The following is a 25326-nucleotide window of genomic DNA, read 5'->3' on the forward strand; positions in this document are numbered from 1 at the left end:
CTTATGATGTATCATCAATAATCGCTGTCACACCACACAGGGAACTGCTGTTGAAAGCATCTTTATCTTTATCCAATATCCGCGACTGGCTGCCTTATGCCGTGCATCAATGCCTGCTGGCGTTGCTGCCATGGTGTTGCTGGCCGCTGATGGTGCTGCGCTGTTGGTGGTGGCGGACTAAAGTCGGTAGCGGTGCCCGCTATTTTGGTTTATTACAACTGCGCCGACATCCGTTGGGGCAAATTCAGATTGGTCGTCACGCCACTTTTCGTTCCATAAAAATGTCGAATCCGTTGCTGCAAGCAGGGCCTTGTGCGTTATCGGCTGGCAAAAATGCCCACATTCAGATTGGCGACCACTGCGGCTTTAGCGGCGCCACGTTAATAGCGCAGCAGCGCATTGAGCTTGGTGACCGGGTACTTTGTGGCGCCAATGTGCTGATTTGTGACGGTGACCATCATCCGCTGGATGCCACATTGCGTGCTGCCGGAGAGCCTGGAGCTACTGCGCCGGTGCTGATTGGCGACGATGTCTGGCTTGGCATGAATGTGGTTGTACTCAAAGGGGTTACTATCGGTGCTGGTGCGGTGATTGCTGCGAATGCGTTGGTCAGTTCGGATATTCCAGCTGGTGCTATTGCTGCTGGAGTGCCCGCCAAAGTCGTTGGCTGGGTCAAGGATCAAGCATGAGTGCGGTGCTGCGGATTGCGGTTCTAATCACCTGTTTTAACCGGCAGCAGAAAACCCTACAATGCCTGCAAATGTTGGCGTCGCAATTACATTTTTCTGTGCAATGTTCTGTGCAATGTTCTGTGCATTCGTCGCATGACAATCAACCCGCAGTAGCTGCAGAGTGCACTGTCTATTTGCTGGATAACGGCAACGACGGCACTTTTGCAGCTGTAGCTGCCCAATTTCCCTGGGTGCAATTAAGTCGTGGCCATGCCGATTTATATTGGAACAGCGGTATGCGCCGGGTTTGGCTGCAGGCGCTGAGCCATTCTGCAACAACACCGCCATTCGATTTTTACCTCTGGCTCAATGATGATGTCAGTTTAGCGCCGGATGCAATTTACCGTCTGCTGCAAAACTATCTGCGGTCTACGCCAACTGCCGGTGCCTTGATTGGGTCTATGGCGGCGCCATCTTCGGCTACAACAGCTTCCGCCACATCTGGTTCTAACCAGCAACCTGTTCCCAGCTACGGTGGCCGACAGCGAAAGTCGCGCTTGAATCCGCTGGCGTTTGGCCCGGTCATGCTGCCAACCCCGCAGCCGCAGCTATGTACATTTATCAATGGCAATTTATGCCTGATCCCACAAGCGGCGGTACAAAAGATTGGGGTGTTATCAGAACATTTCAGCCATGGCCTGGGTGATTTTGACTATGGTTTGCGTCTGCAACAAGCCGGTTTTGCCACCTATGTCGCGCCGGGTTTTTATGGCGAATGTGCGGTGAACCCAAAAATAGGCTCGGTATTTGATGAAACTCTGCCGTTGGCGCAGCGCCTTCTGATGATGCAACGACCCAATGTGCTGCCGCCTGACGCCGAGTGGCGATATTTTGTACGTTGTCATGGTGGCTGGGTATGGCCGTTGTTATGGCTGAAGTCGTGGGGGCGCCAATTGTTTCCGGCATTATGGCTACGGCTGCGCCAGCGAAGGGCAGCCTGATGAACCTCAATCCAACGCCAACCAGGCGACTGCTGATTATCCAGCAGGTATTGAAGCAATATCGACTGGCTTTTTATCAGCAATTAGCTGAGCAACTGGCCGCGGATGGCATTGAACTCACCCTGTGTTTTAGCTTGCCACAAGCAGCCGATGTCGCCAAAGCTGACAATGTCACTGCACCGCCAGGGAGTTATGCACAGCTGGTCCCACTACGTCAGTTTGGGCCACTGGTGTGGCAACAGGTGCCGCAGGTAACGGAATTTGATCTGGTGATTGTCGAGCAAGCTAATCGCCATCTGCTGAATTACCTGCTGTTGCTGCGACGGCTGCTTCGGCCAAGCCCGAAGCTGATTTTTTGGGGCCATGGTTTTAATCATCAGGCACCGGCAGGTATTTGGTCTTCGCTAAAAGAGCGCTATAAAAAAACGCTGTTGCGCCATGCCGATGGCTTTTTTGCGTACACCGCACCGGTGGCACGTTATGCACAAACGCAAGGTGTGGCCGCGCATCGGATCACGGTGCTGAATAACAGCATCGACACCGCTGCTTTTGCCGCGCAAGTACGCACGCTGCGTTTACAAATGCGCCAACAACTGCCTTTCGACGACAGCCCGGGTTTTACCTTATTGTTTTGTGGCGCTTTATATCCGGATAAGAAAATTCCGTTGTTGTTGCAAACAGCCCGGGTTCTGGCCGACCACAAACTGCTAAAGCGGTTGATCGTGCTTGGCGATGGGCCGGATCGTAATTTGTTGCTAAACGGGCCAACACCACCCTGGCTGGATTACCGCGGCCCCTGTTTTGGCGACGACAAAGCCGCGGCTTATGCACAAGCCGATTTGGTGTTGCATCCAGGTTTGTTAGGGCTGGCCGTGCTGGATGCATTTGCTGCCGGATTGCCACTGGTCACGACTAATTTTAGTGGTCATAGCCCGGAGTTGGCGTATCTGGAACACGGCAGCAATGGCTTGATCATTGAAGAAAAAGGATTAGCGGCACGGGTGCTGCAACTGTTGCAAACACCGGCGGAATTAGCCCATTTGGCGCAAGGTGCTGCACAAAGCGCGGCAACATACAGTTTACCGGCGATGGTACAGGCGTTTGCCGCTGGTGTGCGCCAAGCGTTGCGAGAGGGCGACGATACCGCAGCAATCAGCACCGTTCCTGCGCCAGATCTGGCGATGTCAGCCGCTTCGGTCTCGTCGCGGCCGCTGCGGGTGCTGCAGATCCATAACTTTTACCAGCAACCTGGTGGTGAAGATGTGGTGGTGCAAAATGAAGCCTTGTTGCTGCAACAAGCCGGGGTGGCGCTGCAAACCTGGTACGTCGACAGCGCTTCGATCCCAACGCACAGCCATTGGTGGTCGAAGCTGCAGTTTGCCATTGATTTATGCTGGAACCGGCAAGCGCAACAACAGCTACGTGCCAGATTGCAGGCACAACCGGTGGATATTATTCATCTGCATAACACGTTTCCGTTGTTGTCGCCGGCGCTTATTCAGACGGCACACGCGCTCGGTGTGCCGTTGGTTTTGACCGTGCATAACTTTCGCTGGTGTCATCCATCCGGTTGTATTCAAAGTCTGGCGGATGTAGGAACATGCCCTTGGCGGTATCTGGGGCAGCCTGTGTATCGAAACTCCCGTTTCGCCACAGCGTTGCTGCTGGTAAACATACAACTCCATCAGTGGTTTGGCACTTATAAGCTCTGTGCGCGGCTGCTATGCCCGTCGCAATTTGTCGTCAATGCGTTATTACAGGCCGGTTTTAATAAGCAGCTGCTGCAGCTAAAACCACATTCGGTAGCCCCAGACATTGCTGATAACCATATTGCTAACGACCAAGTTAGCGGCGTTGGCAACAAGGCCGCAACTGCCGGTTACGCATTATTTGTTGGACGTGCCGATGCGGCAAAAGGGCTGTATTTTTTACTGGATGCCTGGCAACAACTGGCTTATCCGCTATGGATTGTCGGGGTTAGCGAACAACAGGCAGCGCAGTGGTCAGGGTATAAGCCTAATCCTTGGGTGCGTTTTTTAGGCGCACAACCGCAATCCGCGTTAGGTGGGCTTTATCAGCGGGCAACATTGTTACTGGTCCCGTCGTTAGTGGCGGAAACCTTTGGCAATGTGGTGATTGAAGCGTTTTCCCATGGCACCCCTTGTCTGGTCAGCGACATCGGTGGCTTGCCGGAACTGCTGTGGCCGAGGCACAATGCAGAGAAATTGGGGCATGAGCCTGAGCCAGGCAGCGCCGGTCAGGTTTTTGCTGCCGGAAACGCTGCCGATTTTTGCATGAAAGTTCAGGCATTATTGAATAACCCAGGGTTGTTGCTGCAAATGTCACAACAAGCACAGCAACTGTATAAGACGTACTATTTACCGCAGCACAATCAGCAGGCGCTGTTGGCCTGTTATCAGCAAGTGCTGGCGGAACAAGGAAAAGTAGTGGGTGGTTAACGAAAATTTACAGCAGATTGCCATTGTTGACTGCCAGGTCCAGATAAGTTCGGTGCCGCAGGCGGTGGCGGCCGTTGTGCAGCGGGCGCAGCAGCGGCAAGGGGGGTATATCTGCCTCGCCAATGTGCATATGTGCATGGAAGCCATTGATGATCCGACTTTTAGCCGGGTGCTGAAACAAGCAGCGCTGGTGCTTGCGGATGGTCGTCCGGTGTTTTGGGCGCAGCGATTGCTGGGTGCAACTCAAGCCAAACAGGTGCGGGGGCTGGATTTAGTGATGGCACTTTGCCTGAGCATGCAGCAACAAGGTTTGCGATTGGGGATTTATGGCGGTCAGGACGATGCGGTCCTGGCTCAGTTAAAAGTACGGCTACTGCGGCAATTTCCGGAATTGCAGATTGTGTATGCTTATCCGCCACCGTTTCGCCCATTAACCGCTGCCGAAGATCAACAACAAGTCGCGCTGATCGAAGATGCCCGTGTCGATATTTTATTGGTTGGTTTGGGCTGTCCAAAACAGGAATGGTGGATGGCCGCCCATCAGTCACAGCTGTCGGCAGTGATGCTTGGCGTCGGCGCAGCTTTTGATTTTATCGCCGGGCGCAAAGCACATGCACCAAGGCTGATGCAGTTGCTGGGGCTGGAATGGTTGTTCCGGTTGTTGCATGAGCCGCGCAGATTGTCTGGCCGCTATTTAAAACACAATCCCAGGTTTATATTACGCTTTGGCGTGCAGTACTTCCGCAGTATCATCAGCCGGCTGTCCGGCAACTAATATCAACCACAGGCAAGGGAACAGATGCAACAAAAGGTCGCTTTAATTACCGGGATCACTGGCCAGGATGGGTCTTATCTGGCAGAAATTTTGCTGGCAAAAAATTATATTGTGCATGGCATCAAACGTCGGTCATCCTCGTTAAACACCAGCCGCATTGACCATATTTATCAGGATCCGCATGATCCATCTCCACGGCTGATTTTACATTATGGCGATATGACCGATGGCTGCAACCTGACGGCGCTGGTCGCTAAAATTCGCCCGGATGAAGTGTATCATCTGGCGGCGCAAAGCCATGTTGCAGTGTCGTTTGAAGCACCGGAGTATACCGCCGATGTCGATGCGCTTGGCACGTTACGCTTACTTGAGGCCATTCGCCAGGCCGGTCTTACGACAAGCACGCGGTTTTTTCAGGCGTCGACTTCCGAATTGTATGGGCTGGTGCAAAGCCCACTGCAATCTGAAACCACCGCTTTTTATCCACGTTCCCCTTATGCTGTCGCCAAATTATATGCCTATTGGATCACGGTAAATTACCGCGAATCTTATGGTTTATATGCCTGTAACGGCATTTTATTTAATCATGAATCGCCACGTCGGGGCGAAACCTTTGTCACCCGTAAAATTACCAGAGCACTGGCCGCAATCGCGACCGGGTTACAGCCATGTCTATATCTTGGCAACCTCGATGCCAAACGTGATTGGGGTCATGCGCGGGACTATATGGAAATGGTCTGGGCCATGTTGCAACAAAGTCAGGCCGAAGATTATGTGATTGCGACCGGCGAGCAACATTCGGTGCGTGAGTTTGTTTGTCAGGCAGCTAGCGTGCTGGGTATTGAACTGCAGTTTTCCGGAAGCGGCGTAGATGAAGTTGCGCGGGTGGTGGGATTTGACCCGGCCAAAACGCCAAACCTGCAGCAAAATGCCATTATTGTGCGGGTTGACCCCAGGTATTTCCGGCCGGCAGAAGTTGATGCGCTGCAAGGTGATGCCAGTAAGGCGCAGCGCCAACTAGGCTGGCAGCCCAGCTGTAGCTTCAGCGAGTTGTGTCAGCAAATGATGCTGGCGGATTGGCAAGAAGCAAAAAAACAGCAGTTTTTACAACAGCATGGGTACGGTCATGACCATGCCTGAGCCGTTGTCACCCTTGCGTATTTATCTGGCCGGACATCTCGGCATGGTCGGCAGGGCACTGCACCGGTTGCTGCTTAATCAACCCGGTATCGAAGTACTCGTTCGTAGCAAAGCCGAACTGGACTTAACCCGTCAGGCCGATGTAGAACAGTTTTTTGCCAAGGTGCGACCGGATTGGGTCATTATTGCTGCGGCTAAAGTTGGCGGTATTGCTGCGAATCAGCAATTACCGGCCGAGTTTATTTATCAAAATTTAATGATTGAATCGAACCTGATCCACAGTGCCTGGCAATCCGGTGTGCAGCAATTGATGATGCTGGGTTCTAGCTGCATTTATCCAAAATTGGCGGCGCAGCCAATGACGGAACAAGCACTATTAACCGGTGCGCTGGAACCAACGAATGAGCCTTATGCCATCGCCAAAATTGCCGGTATCAAACTCTGTGAAAGCTACTACCGTCAGTATGGTGTTGATTTTCGTGCGGTGATGCCGACCAACTTATATGGCCCCTGGGATAATTTTAATCCAGAGCACAGTCATGTGGTGCCCGGGTTGATGTTCCGGTTACATCAGGCTGTGCAGTCGAATGCCGCCAGTGTCGATATTTGGGGTAGTGGCCAGGTGCGCCGCGAGTTTTTGCATGTTGATGATTTGGCAACTGCAGTCTGGCAAGTGATGCAACAAAGCCCGGCAGCCTATCAGCTATTAACCAGCGAACGGCAACGTTATATCAATATTGGTTGTGGTGAAGACCTGCGGATCAGCGATCTGGCGACTTTGCTTGCCCAAGTGGTTGGATATCAGGGAGAGTTGCGGTTTGATGCTGACAAACCTGAAGGGACACCGCAAAAACTGCTGGATATCAGCAAAATACAGGCACTGGGCTGGCAACCTGCAATTTCCTTACAACAAGGTTTAACGGAAACCTATCAGTGGTTTTTGCAGCATCAACCGGATTTACGCCGTTGAGGAAGCTGTGATGGACGCCAGCAGCAGACCTGATGACGTCGCGCGTGGTGCCTCGTGCTGAACTGGCTGAACCTTCGTCACCAGCAACTGGTCGCCACGCTGTTGTTGGCAGCATCTTCGTTCTTGTTAGCCTATTTGTTGTTGCAGCTGGCACCTGCCGGTCAGTACGGCATTTTTGCGTTTATGTTGGTGTTGCAGGCTTTTGGCATGGCGCTGCAAAATGCGTTGGTTGCAGCGCCGTTATTAATTCTGATGAATACGCCAGGCTCGGCTCATGTAGCTGACGCAACCGCGGCGAATACCGGCACAGAGTCCAAACTGGTATTGCCGGCTGCCCTTAAAGGGTTTTTGCTGCTGGCGCTATTAATCAACAGTCTGATTGCGCTGCTTCAGGCAGGTTATTTGTGGCACGTCACTGAAGATTGCTGGCTGAGTCTGAGTCTGGCTGTGGCAAGCTGGCTGCAGTTATTACGCTGGTATGGCCGCAGCGAATGGCAAAACCGTGAGGTCAGGGTGCTGCTGCGTTCCGATTTGTTCTTAAGTCTGTTGGTGTTTTTCGCGGCGGCGCTGCTGTGGTGGTTTGAACGTGTCACACTGCAAAATGTCGGCTGGCTATTACTGATGGCGTCCGTTGTTGCACTGCAGCCATTTGTCGCAGGTTTTCGCAATGTGCTGCGCACGACTGCTGATTGGCGCGCAGTGCAACAAGGTTTTACCCAGCAGGGGAAACCCGCTTTGTTTGGTGTGCTGACGGTTGAAGCCACCGCAAATTTTCACTGTTATCTGGTGATTGCCCTTTCCGGTAGCAATGCATTTGCACCATTGGCGGCGGCAATGTTGTTTTTCCGGCCTTTGACAGTGGTGCTTAGCAGTCTGCAACAAAGCGAACGTCCGTTGTTGGTCAAGGCGCTGGCGGCGAAAAATTACGCTGGGATCCAACAACTGGCCAACATCTTGCGACGCACCGCCATTGGCGCTTTTCTGCTGAATTTGCTGGTGCTGTTGGTCATTTTTCACTGGGCACCTGTCTGGTTATGGCCGGATACTTCAGGTAACACCGATTTTCGCGATGCGTTATTTTTGTGGAGTCTGATCGCATTGTTAAGGGCATTACGTGCGCCGCTGACCGCATTGCTACAGGCCGCTAATCAATTTGCACCTTTGGCGCGGGTGACATATGCGTCAGCCATACTGACCGTTCCGGCGGTGCTGGTAAGCTGGTGGCTGGCGGGACCCGTGGCAAGTTTAATTGGCGTGCTCGCCGGCGAATTAATGTTGGGATGGTTGCTGCTGCGATTACAACAACAGTTACGAACCGCAGAACTTCAATGATGCAGTTTTTATGAGTGTTAGCGAGAAAAAAGGAACACCCTTGGCGGATAACCGAAAAAAATACTGGATCAATACGGTGCGCTTGCTGGTGGACGTGCTGGTGTGGATAGTGCTCTGTCTGATGCTTGGGTTATGGGGCGCAAAGTATTTGTTGGCCGGTGCACCGTTGCTGTTAACCATTGAGGCCTGGATTGGCAGTGACGAGCCGATGCATTTTACGCTGGGCTTTTTATTACCGCTGGGGATCGGCTGGTTAATGCGGTTGTATCGCCGGCAACGTCGCTACCAAATAGGCTTTTTTGTGCTGGTAGCGCTGCTGTATGCGGTTGATGAAACCATGCAATCGTTGTTGCCGTTTCGTAGCGCTACCTGGTCGGATTTTCAGATGTCGATGACTGGCTGGAGCCTGGCGGTGTTGGTTTGGTATTGTTTATGGCAGCTGTTGTTTTTACCTACCCGCCAGCGCTGAGTTTATGTGCTTCATCCAAGTGGTTGCCTGGCGGCAGGGCTGCGGGAAGTTCCCAAAAACCACAGTTGACATGCCTTGGCCCCTTGGTCAGACTAACGCCTTAGAACTTATGCTGAAACAGGACTTTACTAATGTTCATGCCCGTAATTATGGCTGGTGGATCAGGGACTCGTTTGTGGCCGCTGTCGCGCGGCAATTATCCAAAACAATTTCTGGCGCTAACCGGCGCTCATTCCATGCTGCAGCAAACATTGCTGCGCCTCAAAGGCATTGCGCATAGCGCGCCATTACTCATTTGTAATGAAGATCATCGTTTTATCGCCGCCGAACAGCTCAGACAACTGCATATTAATGATGCAGCCATATTATTGGAACCGGTCGGTCGCAACACCGCACCGGCCATCGCGCTGGCTGCATTAAAAGCAGTACAACAGGGCGATGACCCGTTATTACTGGTGTTGGCGGCTGATCATGTCATTAATGACACTGCAGCATTTCAATCGGCGGTGTTACAAGCAGAGAATTTTGCCAACAGCGGCAAGCTGGTGACTTTTGGTATCGTGCCCACCCACGCCGAAACCGGCTATGGCTATATTCGCCGTGGTGGCAGCGCCGCTGATGCTTATTATGTGCAGTCGTTTGTGGAAAAACCCAATGCAGCAACGGCCGAACAATATCTGCAAACCGGTGAATATTACTGGAACAGCGGCATGTTTATGTTTAAAGCTTCGGCTTATTTACAGCAGTTGCAGGCATTTCGGCCGGATATTTATCAGGCCTGTGTCGCGGCGCTGACCGAACAAACGCCGGACTTAGATTTTATCCGGATTAATAAAGCCGCGTTTATGGCCTGCCCGGACGATTCTATCGATTACGCCATCATGGAACCACTGACAGCCCAAGCGACCGATTCCGTGGTCGTGGTGCCGCTGGACGCGGGTTGGAATGATGTCGGTGGTTTTGCCGCTTTATGGGAAGTGGCGGACAAAGACGCCAATGGCAATGTATTACAAGGGGATGTGCTGACTGAAAACAGCCAGAACTGTTTTGTGCGCTCCGAGCAGCAACTGATTGCAACTGTTGGCGTGTCAGACTTAGTGGTGATCAGCACCAAAGATGCGGTGTTGGTGGCGCATAAAGATCAAGCGCAAAACGTCAAAGCTATTGTCAATCAGCTTAAAGCCGCGGGTCGGCCGGAAGTAACGTTCCACCGCGAAGTGTACCGCCCTTGGGGTAAATACGATTCAGTGGATCAGGGCGAACGCTTTCAGGTCAAACGTATTACGGTGAAACCGGGCGCGAAATTATCAGTGCAAATGCACCATCACCGGGCTGAACACTGGATTGTAGTGTCCGGGACCGCCAAAGTCAGTATTGATGGTGTTGATCAATACCTGACCGAAAACCAGTCGGTGTATATTCCAATTACGGCAGTGCATGCGCTGGAAAATCCGGGCAAAGTGCCGCTGGAACTGATTGAAGTTCAATCCGGTTCGTATTTAGGTGAAGACGATATTGTGCGGTTTGAAGACCGTTATGGCAGAGCGTAATTCATGGCAGAGCGCTATTAATGGAAGAGAACATGTACCGCAAAATTAGCTGTGTAAAAGCCTACGATATCCGCGGCAAATTAGGCGAACAGCTTGATAACGACGTGGCGTACCGCATTGGCCGTGCTTTTGGTGAATTTTTGCAGGCCAAAACGGTGGTGGTGGGCGGTGATGTGCGCGAAACGTCCGAAGCACTAAAACTGGCGCTGGCCGATGGTTTGATGGATGCCGGTGTTGATGTGATTGACCTTGGCATGACCGGCACTGAAGAAGTGTATTTCGGTACCTTTCATTTAAATGTCTGTGGCGGTATTGAAGTGACTGCCAGCCACAATCCTTTAGATTACAACGGTATGAAGCTGGTGCAACAAGGCTCGCGCCCGATCAGCGGTGATACCGGCCTGTTTGATATCCAAAAACTGGCCGAAGCTGGCAACTTTAAAACAGTGGCAAAACGCGGCAGTTATCGTCAGCAATCGGTGTTGGCGGAATTTACTGAACATTTGATGGGCTACATTAATCCGTTAAATTTCAAACCACTTAAAATTGTGGTGAATTCCGGTAATGGTGCTGCAGGCCATGTGGTCGATGCATTAGAGCAAGCCTTTGCCGCAGTGACGTTACCGGTTGAATTTATTAAAGTACATCATCAGCCGGATGCGACCTTTCCAAATGGGATCCCAAACCCCTTGTTACCTGAAAACCGTGCAGACACGGCGGCGGCGGTATTGGCCCATCATGCCGATTTTGGTGTGGCATGGGACGGCGATTTTGACCGCTGCTTTTTGTTTGATGAAAAGGGCGGTTTTATCGAAGGTTATTACATCGTTGGCTTGCTGGCCGAAGCATTTTTGCAGAAAAACCCGGGCGCGCGGATCATCCATGATCCACGTTTAACCTGGAATACTGTCGATTTAGTGCAACAAGCGGGCGGTCAGGCTGTGCAGTCGAAAACCGGTCATGCTTTTATTAAAGAGCGGATGCGCCTCGAGGATGCTGTGTATGGTGGCGAAATGAGCGCGCACCATTACTTCCGTGATTTTGCTTACTGCGATAGCGGCATGATCCCATGGTTGCTGGTGGCAGAATTGATGTGTGTCAAAGGCTTAGCTTTGTCCGAGTTAGTACAACAACGGATCGCGGCTTTCCCTTCCTCCGGTGAAATTAACTTCACTATTGCCGAGCCGAAGTTGATGCTGGAAAAAATTCTGGCGTTGTACCAGCCGCAGGCTTCAGTTGTAGATCACACTGATGGCATCAGTCTGGAGTTTGGTGACTGGCGGTTTAATTTGCGTAGCTCGAATACCGAACCTTTGGTGCGGCTAAATGTGGAAAGCCGTGGCGATATAACGTTGATGCAGCAAAAAACAGCTGAGCTTGCGGCGTTGTTGACGGCTTAAACGTAGCAGCAAAAAGTAGGCAATCGGCGTACTACCGCTGACGCGGTGAGTAACGCCCTACGCATTTTTATCTTTAAAACAATACCATACCGGTATTTAAGAGTAGGGCGTCACTCACCGCATTAGCGGTAGTGCGCCATTGTTCGATATAAATTCAGTTGTTGTTGAATGGTGGACTGCCTTCGGCGAGTCGCGCCCTACGGTTGGATGCATGCCCTAAGATATCTGGGTCATTGATTTTTAAACGAAAAAAAACCGTCTAACGACGGTTTTTTTGTACATGTTACAAGTTAAACTTTACGGCGGCGTGACAGCAGAGCAAGACCTGCTAAGCCAAACAGCGCGATAGTGGCTGGCGCCGGAACTTCAACCAGTTCTACCATGTCGAGTAAAGCGCCTTTACCGTTACCACCAGCAGTGGTGTTTTTCGACGGGTTGTATACTTGTTCACCAGCACCGCCAAAACCAATCAGCATTTCTGTTGAAGTGGCGACTACTTTTTGTTTGTATTTCACCCAGTTAGCGTTGTTGTTTTCACCAGCACTGTAGTCGTAGGTGTAGTCAGCGTTAGTTTTGTCGATGACAGAACCATTGGCTTTCCAATACACATTCAGACCGTTGTTGTTGCTGGCGGTATCACGAGCGCGATACCAAAAAGATAATTCGTAGGTTTGACCAACATTTAAACCAGTGAGTAACTGGAAAATACCGGTGTTGCTGTTGCCTGGTGTTTTGTAACCGAAGTGGGTATCCATCTCCAGGTAGTGTTCACCGTCAGCAGCGTTATTGTTGATAGTACCGCCAGCTGAGCTCAGGGTGCCATTGTGATGAACTTCAACACCTGGACCGTAACCTGCGATGTGTGACCAGCCTGGTAATCCAGAAAAAACGCCCCAGCTGAAATCTTGTGGTTTAGTGGCTAAATCGCCGAAAGAGAGAGCAGGTTGTTCACCACCGAAGGTGATTGAAGTGCCTGCAGGTGCTTGCTCGAAGCTACCGTTGGTAATCAAAGAAGCATTTGCCTGAACTGACATTAAACCAGCCAGCAATACCACTGATTTTAACAAACTTTTATTCAACATCGACACTCCCATGGCATCTGAAACTTCACTAATAGTTTACTGGCAATAATTATGCCAGCACATGTAACTCATTGATTTATATATGGCGATGCTTAGTGCCATTTTTCGGGATGTAAACAAAACTGACGAATATGACGTCCTGTCACCTGACTACATTACTTTTCCCCGTACTGCACATTTATAGTAACCAGTGAATTGGATAAAAGCATCAATTAAATTGTGAAGATTTACTGTTAATCTGCTGTTTCAATTGCGCCATACTGCCCCAACGCCATAATAATGCCGGGCGACGCTTAGATTTTTCCTGGGTTAACCAAATTTGTTGTTGGGGATCAATGCAAATTGCTTCCAATTGGCCGCCTTGTGGCACAGGTATAACTTTTTGCAGTTTAAACTGCCGGTCCAACACCGCCAGAAATGGCCGGTAATCATTGTATAAAGCCATGTTCAGCACGTTTTCGCGAAATCTGGCGTAACCGGTTAACACAAATAATTGCTGCTCCTGACTGAATGCACCGCCGGTGATCACGCCCGGCAGGCCGTCGACTGTGGCTATTTTCACTGCTTTGGTGTTGCCAGCGCTGGTATCGGCTGTTAACTGATAGACGGTGCTGTGGGCACTTTGCCAGGCTTTGTTAAAAAGCAACAGTTGCTGCCCGGCGCTGACTAAAGCCTCGGCATCAAAATCATGTTGATACAGCTGTAATGGTGGCAGTGGCAGATCCGGATAGACAAAACTGGTTTTGCGGGTTGGATTCAGTTGGTCATTGCCTAAGTTTAACGACGCCCGGTACAAGTCACCTCCCTGGCGGGCGCCACTGTTGTTGCCGATATCGCCTATCCACAATTCACCCTGATGCAGCGTCAACGCTTCCCAGTCCAGATTGATCGCATCCATCCTGTAGTTGGCAAGCACATCGCCACTGGCGTTCAGTTGATAAACCGTGGCGCTGTTGCCAGAATCATTGATGGTCAGAAAAGTACCGTCAGCCTGACAAACTAAGCCTGAGCTTTCAACAACAATGGTTGGTAATTCGGCTTCTGAACCAGGTTCTGCAGATGCCATGGTCGCGGGTGGATTGGTTGCATCAGACGGAGCCGGTGTTGGCTGCGAGCTACAAGCTGTAACGCTAAGGCCAAACAGTTGCAGCAACGCTATCAGCGATAATATCCGGAAAAAACGGCGGGGGCTTTGGTCAATCACGAGTTTTGGTACTCCCAGGCAGACGAGGTGTGACTGTAGCCACAACCACAGAAACTGCGGCAAACATTAGCAAATTATTGGTGTTATATTACAACAATGCCAACCTGGCTCGCCATTGTCGTTGAATTATGGTGAGATAAGCGCTGGAATCATCAACCAACTGCAGGTATCATCGCGCCGTGACTCAAAGTCTTGTATATGTAATTGTTATTCATGGAAGAGATAACGTTTGAATAAATCCAGCACCCTCGAAGTGACCGGGAACGGTTTTGCTTTTTTACATCGTCTGTTCGACCTCTGTATTCTGATCTTAGTGCTGATTGTCAGCAGTGAATTTTACCGTCGTGGTTTTGATAAAAACGACCTTCTGTTATTACTGTCGCAAATTGTGGTGTTTTCTTATATCGCTGAAGCTCTGGATTTATACCGGTTCTGGCGGGTCGGCCGTTTTGGTAAAATGTTATGGCTGGTGTTGATCATCCTCTGCATTTCTTTTGCATTGATGCTAAGCGTGTTGTTCTTATTTAAATCCGGTGCTGTTTATTCCCGCGTTGTAATTGGCCTGTGGTTTGTTGGTTCAGCGACGTTGATGCTGGGCTGGCGGCTGATCTACCGGACAATCCGTAAAATTCAATTAGAAAACGGTATTAACCTGCAACGGGTCGCGATTGTCGGCCTGACGCCGCGGGGCATCGAACTTTACCAGGAAATCAAAACCCACCCTGAGCTTGGCTTTGAATGTATTGGCTTTTTTGATGACCGGGAACCGGATCGTTTTCCTGAAGAATTCCGGGCTTTGTTGTTGGGAACCGTCAACGACTCAGTGATCACGGCGCAATCCGGCATTATCAGCCGCCTCTATATCTGTTTACCTTTGAGTGCCGATCGGCGTATCCAGCAGATCGTACAGCAACTGGGCGATACCACGCTGAATGTCTACCTCGTTCCTGAATTACTCATTATTAATATGATGCACGGCCGATTAAGCAACGTTGGCGATATTGACGCCATCAGCGTGTTTGAATCGCCGCATTATGGCGTGCAAACCTATCTGAAACGTACCTTTGACATTCTGTTCAGTGCAACGGCTTTGTTGTTATTAGCGCCGATATTGATATTGATTGCCATAGCGGTACGACTGACCTCAAAAGGTCCGGCTATTTTTAAACAAGATCGGTACGGATTAGATGGCAAACAAATTGGCGTTTACAAGTTTCGAAGCATGAAAGTGCTTGAAAATTCTGATAACGTAGTACAAGCAACCAAAGGTGATCAACGAATTACACCACTGGGTGCCTTCTTGCGCCGGACATCCCTGGATGAACTACCGCAATTTTTTAATGTTTTGCGCGGAGAAATGTCGGTCGTCGGACCACGACCTCATGCAGTTGCTCACAATGAACATTACCGGAATCGGGTCGCTTTTTACATGCTGCGTCATAAAGTCAAACCAGGTATTACCGGTTGGGCGCAAATTAATGGCTGGCGTGGCGAAACCGATACGCTCGACAAAATGGAAAAGAGGGTCGAGTTTGATTTGCATTACATTCGCAATTGGTCGTTGTGGTGGGATGTGAAAATAATTATCAAAACATTATTCAAAGGCTTTGGTGGGAAAAATGTGTACTGAAAACAAAGGGATATCTATGAAATTTGCACAAGGCGTTATTATCAGCACAGCATTACTCACTTCTGTAGCATCGGTTGCTGCGCAGTCAACAGCACCGGCTTCTGGTGTTATTAAAACTTCATCGGGAATTGACCTGGTGCCAAGTTTGCAGGTTGGTCTGAAGCATGACGACAACGTTGTCCGGTCAAGCACAAATGAAATTAACAGTTGGGTCAACACCATAGCACCAGCGCTGAAAGCAACACTGGTCGATGGTGCCGATAGTTACACTGTGACAGCGGCATTAAATAATGCCCGTTACTTCAGCAGCCATCTTGATGATTTTACCGATGGTTATTTGGAAGGTGAGGCGCGTATTTCTCCGGCCAGCCACCACAATTTTAAATTAAAAGCCAACAGCAGCTGGTTACATGAAGACCGTGGTACCGGTGTATCCGAAGGCCGTGGTTTATTGCTTGATGACGTGACGAAGTACAACAGCCAGTTATTTGATGGTGAGTACATGTATGGCGCACCAAGCTCAACTGGTAAAATTCGCGTAAATTCAAGATTCTACAACAAAAAATACGATAACTTCCGCGATGTCACCCAATATCGTGATTACGATTCAACCTTATTCGGTGGTGCATTTTTATATCAGACCAATGGCTCGATTAAGCTGGTCGCTTCGGCAACGACTGCTGAAATTGATTTTAAAGTGCTGGATTTAAGTGGTGATCGGAATAACACCGACAATAACTACCGCGTCGGCGTTGAGTGGGAAATCAGCAGCATCACTTCGGGTGAGCTGAAACTTGGTTATCAGGACAAAAACTTTGACCGCTCGCAACGGGAAGATTTCAGCGGTTTTGCCTGGGAAGCGATTTTGGTGTGGCAGCCACTGACTTATTCAGGCTTTGATATTGCCACCGGTCGTCGGGCAAAAGATGTTGATGCTGTTAACGTATTAGGCGATTACATCATCGAAACCACGTATGGCCTAGGCTGGAATCACCAGTGGAGTGACAGCTGGGACAGCAAAATTGCTTACGAATATCAGACCAACGAGTACAACTTGTCGAATCGTAAAGATACCGGCAAAGTACTGACGCTGGAGCTGAATAAACAATTACTGCGCTGGGTAAAAATTAAAGCCTTTGCCAATATTGAAGATCGTACCTCAACCTTGGGTGTGATTGAATTTGACCGTAATGTCATTGGTTTAAATGCTGAATTTACGCTCTGAGGATAAGCCATGAAGTACCTGCTGACGATTTTGTTGTTTTGGTTTGCCGCAACTTGTGCCCAGGCGCAGGAAGCGGACAACTATACGCTTGGGCCTGGTGATGTGATTGTGATCCAGGTTTTTGGTGAAGATGAGCTGAAACTGGAAACGCAACTGACTGATAGTGGCACGGTGAACTATCCATTTTTGGGGACTATCAAAGTCACCGGCATGACCATCAAACAAGTTGAACAGCATGTATATCAAGGACTTAAAGGCGATTATTTTGTCGAGCCCAATGTGTTTGTCGGAATTGTGCAATACCGGCCATTCTACATTCACGGTGAAGTGAAACAGCCCGGCGGATATCCGTATCAGCCGGGTATGACGGTCAACCAGGCCATTGCATTAGCTGGCGGGATGACCGAGCGGGCATCGCGCGATAAAATTTTTATTTCCCGCGAAGGTGATAAAAGCAATACACAAACCGGCTCGTTAGCGAGTCGGATTAGTGCCGGTGACACCATTACCATAGAACAGAGATTTTTCTAATGTCTTTAGCTGTTGAACCTCAGGGCGTCGGTCAGGTGAATGAAGAAGTCATTGATCTGAGAAAGTATTTTTCAGTCATCAATAGGGCTAAATGGCGCATTCTGTTATTGGCAATGCTGGTTTCTGCGCTGACGGTATTTATTGTGCTGAACCTCAAACCGGTGTTCAGTTCCCGTGCCACCTTGTTGATCGAAGCGCAGCAAGCCAAAGCGGTGAAAATTGAAGAAGTGTACGGCATGAATTCGGCGCAGCAGGAATATTACCTGACGCAATTTGAGATCCTTAAATCGCGCAGTATCGCTGAAACCGTGATTGAACGCCTGCAACTTGGCAAGCACAGTGATTTTATCGCTGAAACATCGCTGATGACTGAACTGAAAAAACAACTGCCGTTTTTACCGGATGACGCCGCAGATTTATTGTCGGAAGAAGACAAAGCTGCCCGGATTAAAGAAAAGCTGGTAGAAAAATTCGTCGCGAAATTAAGTATTGATCCGGTGCGAAAAACTCAGCTGGTAAACATTACTTTCGAATCGCATGATGCCAAGCTGGCCGCTGCTGTTGCCAATGCGGTAGGTGATGCTTATATCGAGAGCCAGCTTGAAGCCAAAATGGGCATCACCCAAAAAGCCAATGCCTGGTTAGGCGGGCGTTTAGGCGAACTGCGGTTACGTCTGGATGAGTCTGAGCTGGCGTTGCAACAATTCCGGGTTCGCGAAGGCCTGATTGATGTGGCGGGGGTGCGTAGTTTGGGTAGTCAGGAGCTGGAGCGGCTCGGCGTGGAAATTACCCAGTCGCGGGCGAAAAAAGCCCAGGTTGATGGTTTTATCCGGGTGATCTCGCAATACGGCACCGACAAAATTGACCGGTTGGAATCCTTACCGGAAATCACCGCGCACCCAGGGGTGCAAAACGTCAAAAAAGAAGTGATTTCAGCCGAGCGTAAAGTGTCCGAGCTCAGCAAAATTTATGGTCCTAAGCATCCAAAACTGTTGGCAGCAAAATCGGAGCTGACGACAGTGCAGGACAATTTGCGCGACCAAATTCGTAAATTAATTTCCGGTATTGAAAATGAAGCGCAAACCGCTTCTGAAAATTTACAATCACTGGAAACCGAAATGGCCCGCGCTAAAGTACAGTATCAGGATTTAAGCGGCAAAGAGACCGAATACCAGCGTCTGCAGCGTGAAGTCGAAACCAATCGCCAGCTGTTTGATACCTTTATGGCACGGCAAAAAGAAACTGAAGTGGCCGGTGATTTTAACTCTGCCATTGCCCGCTTTACTGACCGCGCTATGCCGGCCACCGAGCCGATGAAGCCAAAACGCAAATTGATAGTGATCCTGGCCTTTATTGCGGCGCTCGGTTTTGGGGTCATTGTGGCATTTGTGATGGAGTCTTTAAACGACACCATCAAAACTACCAATGACGTTGAGCAGGTACTGCAACAACGTGCGTTGGGTGTAGTGCCAAAAGTGCCTGGAAAAATGGCGTTAAAAGACATTAACACCATGTTTTTTAATGCCGAGCAGCGACAATTCAGTGAGTCTATCCGCAGTATCCGCACCAGTATTTCATTGCTGGCGCTGGATAAACCGCTGCAAATCATTGAAGTAACTTCTTCTATTCCGGAAGAAGGCAAGTCGACCGTTTCCAGCAATATTGCTTTTGCTTTTGGTCAGCTGGAAAAAATTCTGTTGATTGATGCCGATATGCGCAAGCCAACCATCGCCAAACGTTTTGCCTTACCGGCCTTTCAGCCTGGGTTGGCGAATTATCTGTCGGAAACCGAAAGCCTGGATGAGTGCATTGTGCACGATGAAGCCACCGGTATTGATATTCTGACTGCTGGCACCATCCCGCTGAATCCGCTGGAACTGCTGTCGCATCCAAGGTTCGAAGCCTTGTTGGTTGAGCTGAAAAGCCGGTATCAGAAAATTGTGATAGATACGCCGCCGGTACATGCGGTCAGCGACGCGTTGGTAATTTCACGCTTTGCTGATGCGGTGTTGATGGTGGTCAAAGCCGACCAAACCCGCTCTGGGTTAATTCAACATTCGTTGTCGAAATTGGTGCATGCCCACGCCAAAGTCTTTGGTGTGGTGCTGAACGATTTAGACCTGAAAAAGGCGGAGAAATATTACGGTTCATACGGTTATTATCAATATTATGCTGAAAAATCTGAATCATCATGATTGATCTGCATTGCCATATTCTGCCTGGCATTGACGATGGCGCCAGTGATTTAACTGAATCACTGGCGTTGTTGCAGCTGGCGGTGGCTGATGGCATCACGCAGATGGTGGCAACGCCGCATATTAATCCCGGTTATTTCGATAACACCAAACTCACTATCCATCAGGCATTAACGCTGTTACGCCAGGCTTTGACCCAACAAAACATCGCCATACAGATTGCTGCTGCCGCCGAAATTCGGGTGACCGCCGATCTCATGCCGGCTTTTGAGCAAGGGCAATTGCCAATTTTGGGGCATTGGCAGGGCCAACAAGTATTACTGCTGGAGTTTCCACACAGTCATATTCCGGCTGGCAGTGATAAACTGATGAAATGGTTGCAGCAGCGTGGGGTGTTGCCGATGATTGCGCATCCTGAGCGCAATCGGGATGTGCAAAACGACCCAAAAGTTCTGGCGCCACTGATCCGTGCCGGCTGTTTATTTCAGCTGACTGCTTCTTCATTGCTTGGTGATTTGGGCGAGCGTCATCAGGAATGTGCCAGGTTGTTACTGCAACAAAAGTTATTTACGGTGATGGCAACGGATAGCCACAATTTGCTGCGCCGGCCGCCAAAATTAGCCGCTGCCAAAGTCGAAGTCAGTCGGCTGACCGACGAGCAATATGCGTTAGATTTGGTACAACTTCATCCGCAGTTAATCACTGCAGCGCTTGATTTTAACGGCGCGCTTAGCCAGGAGCATGCCCTATGAGCAATACTGTGCCTGGGACCGCGGACGCAACTTTGTCGGCAGTAGCTGAGCAGACTTTCGTAAAAGGTCAACAGCGGTCTTTGTTAATCCGGCGAGTCATCGCTGTGGTGTTGGCACTTAGCACCCTGGTGCTGCTGGCACCAGTGTGGCAGGCAGGCATGGCCAGTGCCAACTTTTTCCGGGTGCAGTTTCTGCTCAATGAGTGGGACAAAAACAGTGACAATCTGACACCAGAGCGTTACGCGCAAGCGTTACAGCTGATGGAAGTCACGTTGTCCAAAGATCCGGATCATCCACATTATTTGCTGAGTATGGCCAAAGTGCTGGAGTGGGGCTGGTATAAAGGTTTAAGACCAGCCTCAGAAATGGCGGTGGTGGAGCGTTATTATCAGCAAGCTATTCAATTAAGGCCGCAGTGGCCAAACGCCTACGCCGATTATGCCTGGTACCAGAGTACAGTGCAGTTCCGACTGACTGAGGCCTTTGAGCAACTGGCGCTGGCTGATCAATATGGGCCTTATATGCCCCAGGTGCTGCAACGGACTTTGGCAGTGGTCTATTCGCAGTGGCCACATTTAAACGCCACGCAAAAGGCTTTGGGTTATCAGGTGCTGGCACGCAGTATTGGTGCGAGCCCACGTTTGTATAACCCGGTGATTCTGTTGGTAAAACAACATCAGATGCAGCGCCTTGGTTGCATTTATTTGCAGGCTCGGCAATCTGCAGATAAACCATACTCTGAGCTGGCGCAGCAGCGACTACAACGTGATTTTTGTCAAAACCGGTAACTCCGATGACCGAGCATAACGCTAAGCCCGTGCTACCAACCACCGCCGATATTCGCCAGGATCCGGGTTTACAGAAATTGCTGAGCCGGATGCCAGCCGAGGTCGGCGCAAGTTTTACCGAGCAACAGCTTTCACATTTACGAATTGCCTTGGGTGCCAGGCAGTGGGGCAAACATCAGCTCGATTTTCGCGGTACGCTGCGGATTTTCCACTGGCGTTATTATTATGTGTTTGTTGCAGGGCGCAACATACGGGACGGCCAGCGTTCACAGCAGCAGCTTTCCAGGCTGATGCTGGCGATGATAATGTCGATGTTACTGATATTATCCGCCGGCGTTGGCTTGCTGGTACTTTATCTGGTGAAATCGGCGCTTGGTATTGATTTATTCGACGGTTTTTCGCTGGGGATTTGGAGCTGGTTTAAGGCGTTGTTTGGTTAATAGGACCCGGTGTTAGTTCGGCGTACTGCCGCTGTCGCGGCGAGTAACGCCCTACGCAAAATATTGATTGTATGTGTAAATTGTAGGGCGACACTCACCGCGACAGCGGTAGTGCGCCATCAATCAAACCAATTCTAAAGTCTGCACATGCGGTTGCTGTGTTTGCGGGCTCGTCAGCTCGGCATTATCATCATCTTCCGCAATATAACCCACCGGAACCTTTGGCACTGCCACTTTATCAAAGGCGGTATCACCTTCGGCAATTGGTGTGTAGTGGCTAACGGCCGCAAAATCAAACAGGTTTTTATCAATCATGTGCGAAGGCACGATGTTCTGCATGGCCTGGAACATGGTTTCGATACGACCTGGAAAGCGTTTATCCCAGTCCTGCAGCATTTCTTTCACCACCTGGCGTTGCAAGCCGTCCTGTGAGCCACAGAGGTTACAAGGGATGATGGGGAAACCTTTGGCGGTTGAGTATTTTTCAATATCTTTTTCGCGACAATAAGCCAAAGGCCGGATCACGATATGTTCGCCGTTATCACTTTGCAGTTTTGGCGGCATTGATTTCATTTTGCCACCGTAGAACATATTCAGAAACATCGTTTCAATCATGTCGTCACGGTGATGGCCCAGCGCAATTTTAGTGGCGCCAAGCTCTTTAGCGGTGCGGTACAAAATGCCACGGCGCAATCTTGAACATAATGAACAAGTGGTTTTGCCTTCCGGGATTTTGTCTTTAACGATAGAGTAGGTATCTTCGGTGACGATCAGATATTCGACGCCGAGTTCAGTCAGATAACGGGGTAACACATCGGCTGGAAAGCCAGGTTGTTTTTGGTCCAGGTTCACCGCAATGATCGAAAAATCAATCGGGGCGGATTGTTGCAGATTCAGCAGGATGTCGAGCATGGTGTAGCTGTCTTTACCACCTGACAAACAGACCATGATTTTATCGCCTTGTTCGATCATCGAAAAATCAGCGATTGCTTGTCCCACGCCACGCCGTAAGCGTTTGTGCAGTTTGTTCAGATTATATTGAGCTTTTGCTTGCAGAGCGTGTGACATACCAACAACACCAGATTACCTAAAAAATGGCGCACATTATAGCTCATTGGCCAGCTTTGCCAATCAACATCCATGATCGGCTGAGCTGGCCACTATTTAAATTGTTATGGAATAGCAATACTGCTGTCGGGTTTGAGCGCCAGTACATCACAATCGAGCCGGTCTATCACGTGTTCGGCGGTGTTGCCGATGATTGCTGCGGATAAACCGGTGCGACCAATAGTGCCGATGACCACCATTTCGGCGTCAATTTGCCCGGCAACACGCGGGATCACATCTTCAGGCATCCCTTCAATCACATGCACACAGCTACTGTTGATGCCGAATTCGGTGGCTAATACCATCGCTGCATCTTCATGATGGCTTCGCATACTGTCGTTGTAATCAGCCGGATTAAATTCTGGAATTTCAATCGCCACATGAATAGGTGTACCGGGGTAAGCATTCACCAGATGCACATCAGCTTGTAACATCGACGCCAGCGCTTTCGCCTGACGGATGATTCGATTGTTCAGCGCCTGATGGTGCGGCTGGCTACTACCGGCGTTGACTGCCGCCAAAATATTGCCTTTGGAAGGCCAGGCATGTTCTTTCACCAACAGTACCTGACAAGGGCATTTACGCAGAATATGCCAGTCAGTGGGAGTGAAAATCATTGATTTGAGGACATCATGGTTATGGGTGCCTTTAATCACTAAATCATAACCATCATCGATGACAGCTTTGACCACAGCTTCAAAGGGGCGATTGTGCCAGACCACTTTGACATGCACATTGATGCCTTTGGCGCGCGCTGGTTCGACTAATTCGTTGATCCAGATTTCGCGATCAGTAATCACGGCCTGACGCATCGATTCACGCTCTTCACCGGATAACATGGTGGTCATTTCGTAGGAAAAATCGTAGATGGATAAAAAGGCGGTGAGTCGGCAAGCGGTATGTTCCGCCAGTTCAAAGGCGCGATCTAATGCTTTTTGAATGGGTTGGCTGGGGTCGAGCACCACCAGCACGTCCTGATAAGTTGCCATCGTTGTCTCCTTGCTAAGGCCAGTTGTGTGCCTTAAGTGTAGACAACTTAAAACTATCTGCTTCTGCAATCCTTGTTTTGGATCAAATCGAGGTTAAACAGCTAACCGACCCTGTTTTTTGACACTATCGGCACGGTGATGATGGCTTGAGTCAGGAAGCAACTTCAGATCAAGGGCTAACAGCCGCAACATTGGTCATGCCCGCGACTTTGCTCAGGCCGGCAAAATCACTGATCACAATCAATTTACCGTCAACATGGATCAGCTCATCTTTGTGAAAACGGCCGAGCAAACGGCTGATGGTTTCTACAGTTAAGCCAAGGTAATTGCCAATTTCGCCACGGGTCATCGTCAACCGGAATTCTTTTTTCGAAAAACCCCGATTGCCAAACCGTTGCGCCAGATTGGTTAAAAACGCCGCCAGTTTTTGTTCAGCGGTTTTACGATTCAACCACAACATCATTTGTTGGTCGCCGGAGATATCCTGACTCATCAGCCGCATCAGTTGTTGCCGCAGTTTCGGTAACTGATCCAGTAGTGGTTCCAGCGTATGATAGGGAATTTCGCACACCATCGCCGTTTCCAGCGCCTGCGCGTAGCTTGGATGCTGTTGATTGCCGATGGCGTCAAAACCAATGACATCGCCCGGCAGATGAAAACCGGTAATTTGTTCTTCACCTTGCTCGGTCAGGGTGTAGGTTTTAAAAGATCCGGTCCGCACGGCATACAACGCATGCAATGGTTTGCCAGCTTCAAACAGGTGATCACCTTTATGCGACGGGCGTTTACGCTGAATAATGTCGTCCAGTTGATCCAGTTCGGCCGTGTTTAAAGAGAACGGCAGGCACAGTTGGCTGAAACCACAGTCCTGACAATTAATAGCGGAAGCACTCATAGGGGAAGTTTCCAGTTTGTGGCCAAAATGCAGGCCATCAGCTTAAAAAAATAACCTTAATAGTGCAAGGGATATTGTGTGGCAACCATAAGCGAGCAACAACAAAGCGGCGCTATAACGCACCCAAGGCTGGTTTTTCCAGCGTGTTAATGTTGAAGCGGCCTGACCGGCGACCAGCAATGCCGGTAAAGTTCCGACCCCAAAAGCCAACATCCACAGCGCACCGTCCAAAGCGGAACCGCTGGCCAGACTCCAGCTCAGACTGGAATAGACCAGACCACAGGGCAAATAGCCCCAGCCCCAACCGTAAGCAAAGGCTTTGGGCAAGGTATTGAGCGGTAACAGGCGCTTGGTTAACGGCTGAATATGCCGCCATAAGCGTGAACCAAGCTGTTCGAGGCCGGTTAACACACTGGACAGTTTCGCGATGTAAAGCGCCATCAGGATCAACATCAGACCGGCCAGCAGTTGTAGTGCCTGCCGGGCGATGCCGCCAAAGCCCATGGCCTGAAAACCTAACCAGCCGACCAGGCCGCCAAGCAAGGCATAACTGCAGATCCGACCGGCACTTAATGCCAGCTGGAATCGTAAGCGTTGCCAGCGGCTTTGCTCAGGCAGCATCATCTGCAAGGCGCTGGCGATACCTCCGCACATCACCAGGCAATGACCGCTGCCCGTTAATCCGATAAGCACTGCTGCCAGCATCTCCATCAGCGGCAAC

Annotated in this window: 23 protein-coding genes; 17 read left to right on the top strand and 6 right to left on the bottom strand. The window is 50.0% G+C overall.

Going from position 1 to position 25326, the window contains the following annotated elements:
• Positions 1-50 precede the first annotated feature (50 nt).
• The 10 genes from A5320_RS12230 (at position 51) to A5320_RS12275 (ending at position 11767) form a co-directional block, all read left to right on the top strand.
• Complete coding sequence (locus tag A5320_RS12230) at positions 51-689, top strand: acyltransferase (protein WP_068065067.1); 639 nt, start codon at positions 51-53, stop codon at positions 687-689.
• Positions 686-1672, top strand: a complete 987-nt coding sequence (locus A5320_RS12235; RefSeq protein WP_068065074.1) for a glycosyltransferase family 2 protein — start codon at positions 686-688, stop codon at positions 1670-1672. Before A5320_RS12230 ends, A5320_RS12235 begins: the two co-directional genes overlap by 4 nt.
• On the top strand, positions 1588-4131 hold the full coding sequence (locus tag A5320_RS12240; protein ID WP_082971737.1) for a glycosyltransferase family 4 protein: 2544 nt from the start codon (positions 1588-1590) through the stop codon (positions 4129-4131). Before A5320_RS12235 ends, A5320_RS12240 begins: the two co-directional genes overlap by 85 nt.
• Positions 4124-4906: a WecB/TagA/CpsF family glycosyltransferase gene (locus A5320_RS12245; protein WP_197490102.1), complete on the top strand. Its 783-nt coding sequence runs from the start codon at positions 4124-4126 to the stop codon at positions 4904-4906. Before A5320_RS12240 ends, A5320_RS12245 begins: the two co-directional genes overlap by 8 nt.
• A gap of 24 nt (positions 4907-4930) precedes the next feature.
• The gene (gmd, locus tag A5320_RS12250; protein WP_068065084.1) at positions 4931-6046 is read left to right on the top strand and encodes a GDP-mannose 4,6-dehydratase; all 1116 of its coding nucleotides are present in this window, start codon (positions 4931-4933) and stop codon (positions 6044-6046) included.
• Complete coding sequence (locus tag A5320_RS12255; RefSeq protein WP_157605827.1) at positions 6033-7016, top strand: GDP-L-fucose synthase family protein; 984 nt, start codon at positions 6033-6035, stop codon at positions 7014-7016. Before gmd ends, A5320_RS12255 begins: the two co-directional genes overlap by 14 nt.
• A 54-nt stretch (positions 7017-7070) precedes the next feature.
• Positions 7071-8348, top strand: coding sequence for a hypothetical protein (locus tag A5320_RS12260; RefSeq protein WP_068065086.1), 1278 nt, complete (start codon positions 7071-7073; stop codon positions 8346-8348).
• A gap of 40 nt (positions 8349-8388) precedes the next feature.
• A complete protein-coding gene (locus tag A5320_RS12265; RefSeq protein WP_068065088.1) occupies positions 8389-8817 on the top strand; it encodes a VanZ family protein in 429 nt (142 codons plus the stop codon).
• 131 nt (positions 8818-8948) lie between these two features.
• Positions 8949-10367 (top strand): mannose-1-phosphate guanylyltransferase/mannose-6-phosphate isomerase, encoded by a 1419-nt coding sequence (locus tag A5320_RS12270; protein ID WP_068065091.1) that lies wholly within the window; start codon positions 8949-8951, stop codon positions 10365-10367.
• A 32-nt stretch (positions 10368-10399) separates the two neighbouring features.
• Complete coding sequence (locus tag A5320_RS12275) at positions 10400-11767, top strand: phosphomannomutase/phosphoglucomutase (RefSeq protein ID WP_068065094.1); 1368 nt, start codon at positions 10400-10402, stop codon at positions 11765-11767.
• Between the two features lie 290 nt (positions 11768-12057).
• Here the strand turns inward: A5320_RS12275 and A5320_RS12280 are convergent, their stop codons facing one another.
• A complete protein-coding gene (locus A5320_RS12280; protein WP_068065097.1) occupies positions 12058-12849 on the bottom strand; it encodes a PEP-CTERM sorting domain-containing protein in 792 nt (263 codons plus the stop codon).
• A 208-nt stretch (positions 12850-13057) separates the two neighbouring features.
• A complete protein-coding gene (locus A5320_RS12285) occupies positions 13058-14053 on the bottom strand; it encodes a hypothetical protein (protein ID WP_068065098.1) in 996 nt (331 codons plus the stop codon).
• Between the two features lie 229 nt (positions 14054-14282).
• Here A5320_RS12285 and A5320_RS12290 point away from each other — a divergent pair, with 229 nt between their 5' ends.
• From A5320_RS12290 to A5320_RS12320, 7 genes are read left to right on the top strand one after another with little or no spacing between them, the layout of a single operon-like run.
• A complete protein-coding gene (locus A5320_RS12290) occupies positions 14283-15683 on the top strand; it encodes an undecaprenyl-phosphate glucose phosphotransferase (protein ID WP_068065099.1) in 1401 nt (466 codons plus the stop codon).
• A gap of 16 nt (positions 15684-15699) precedes the next feature.
• Positions 15700-16908 (top strand): outer membrane beta-barrel protein, encoded by a 1209-nt coding sequence (locus tag A5320_RS12295; protein ID WP_068065100.1) that lies wholly within the window; start codon positions 15700-15702, stop codon positions 16906-16908.
• A gap of 9 nt (positions 16909-16917) precedes the next feature.
• On the top strand, positions 16918-17439 hold the full coding sequence (locus A5320_RS12300; protein WP_068065103.1) for a polysaccharide biosynthesis/export family protein: 522 nt from the start codon (positions 16918-16920) through the stop codon (positions 17437-17439).
• The gene (locus A5320_RS12305; protein WP_068065106.1) at positions 17439-19634 is read left to right on the top strand and encodes a GumC family protein; all 2196 of its coding nucleotides are present in this window, start codon (positions 17439-17441) and stop codon (positions 19632-19634) included. The genes A5320_RS12300 and A5320_RS12305 overlap by 1 nt, the downstream gene beginning before the upstream one ends.
• Positions 19631-20386: a tyrosine-protein phosphatase gene (locus tag A5320_RS12310; RefSeq protein WP_068065109.1), complete on the top strand. Its 756-nt coding sequence runs from the start codon at positions 19631-19633 to the stop codon at positions 20384-20386. Before A5320_RS12305 ends, A5320_RS12310 begins: the two co-directional genes overlap by 4 nt.
• On the top strand, positions 20383-21174 hold the full coding sequence (locus A5320_RS12315; RefSeq protein ID WP_068065118.1) for a hypothetical protein: 792 nt from the start codon (positions 20383-20385) through the stop codon (positions 21172-21174). The genes A5320_RS12310 and A5320_RS12315 overlap by 4 nt, the downstream gene beginning before the upstream one ends.
• Positions 21175-21179: 5 nt before the next feature.
• Complete coding sequence (locus A5320_RS12320; RefSeq protein ID WP_068065119.1) at positions 21180-21614, top strand: 3-phosphoshikimate 1-carboxyvinyltransferase; 435 nt, start codon at positions 21180-21182, stop codon at positions 21612-21614.
• Positions 21615-21737: 123 nt separating this feature from the next.
• Here A5320_RS12320 and ttcA read toward each other — a convergent pair whose 3' ends face one another.
• The 4 genes from ttcA to A5320_RS12340 form a co-directional block, all read right to left on the bottom strand.
• Positions 21738-22682 (bottom strand): tRNA 2-thiocytidine(32) synthetase TtcA, encoded by a 945-nt coding sequence (ttcA, locus tag A5320_RS12325; RefSeq protein WP_068065122.1) that lies wholly within the window; start codon positions 22680-22682, stop codon positions 21738-21740.
• Positions 22683-22786: 104 nt separating this feature from the next.
• Entirely contained in the window at positions 22787-23710 is a 924-nt protein-coding gene (gene uspE, locus A5320_RS12330) for a universal stress protein UspE (protein WP_068065124.1), read from the bottom strand.
• A 169-nt stretch (positions 23711-23879) separates the two neighbouring features.
• Complete coding sequence (gene fnr, locus A5320_RS12335) at positions 23880-24605, bottom strand: fumarate/nitrate reduction transcriptional regulator Fnr (RefSeq protein ID WP_068065125.1); 726 nt, start codon at positions 24603-24605, stop codon at positions 23880-23882.
• 42 nt (positions 24606-24647) lie between these two features.
• On the bottom strand, positions 24648-25316 hold the full coding sequence (locus tag A5320_RS12340; RefSeq protein WP_068065126.1) for a sulfite exporter TauE/SafE family protein: 669 nt from the start codon (positions 25314-25316) through the stop codon (positions 24648-24650).
• Between the last annotated feature and the right edge of the window lie 10 nt (positions 25317-25326).

Origin of the sequence: Rheinheimera sp. SA_1, from assembly GCF_001669775.1 — a bacterium.
Taxonomy (GTDB): Bacteria; Pseudomonadota; Gammaproteobacteria; order Enterobacterales; family Alteromonadaceae; genus Pararheinheimera.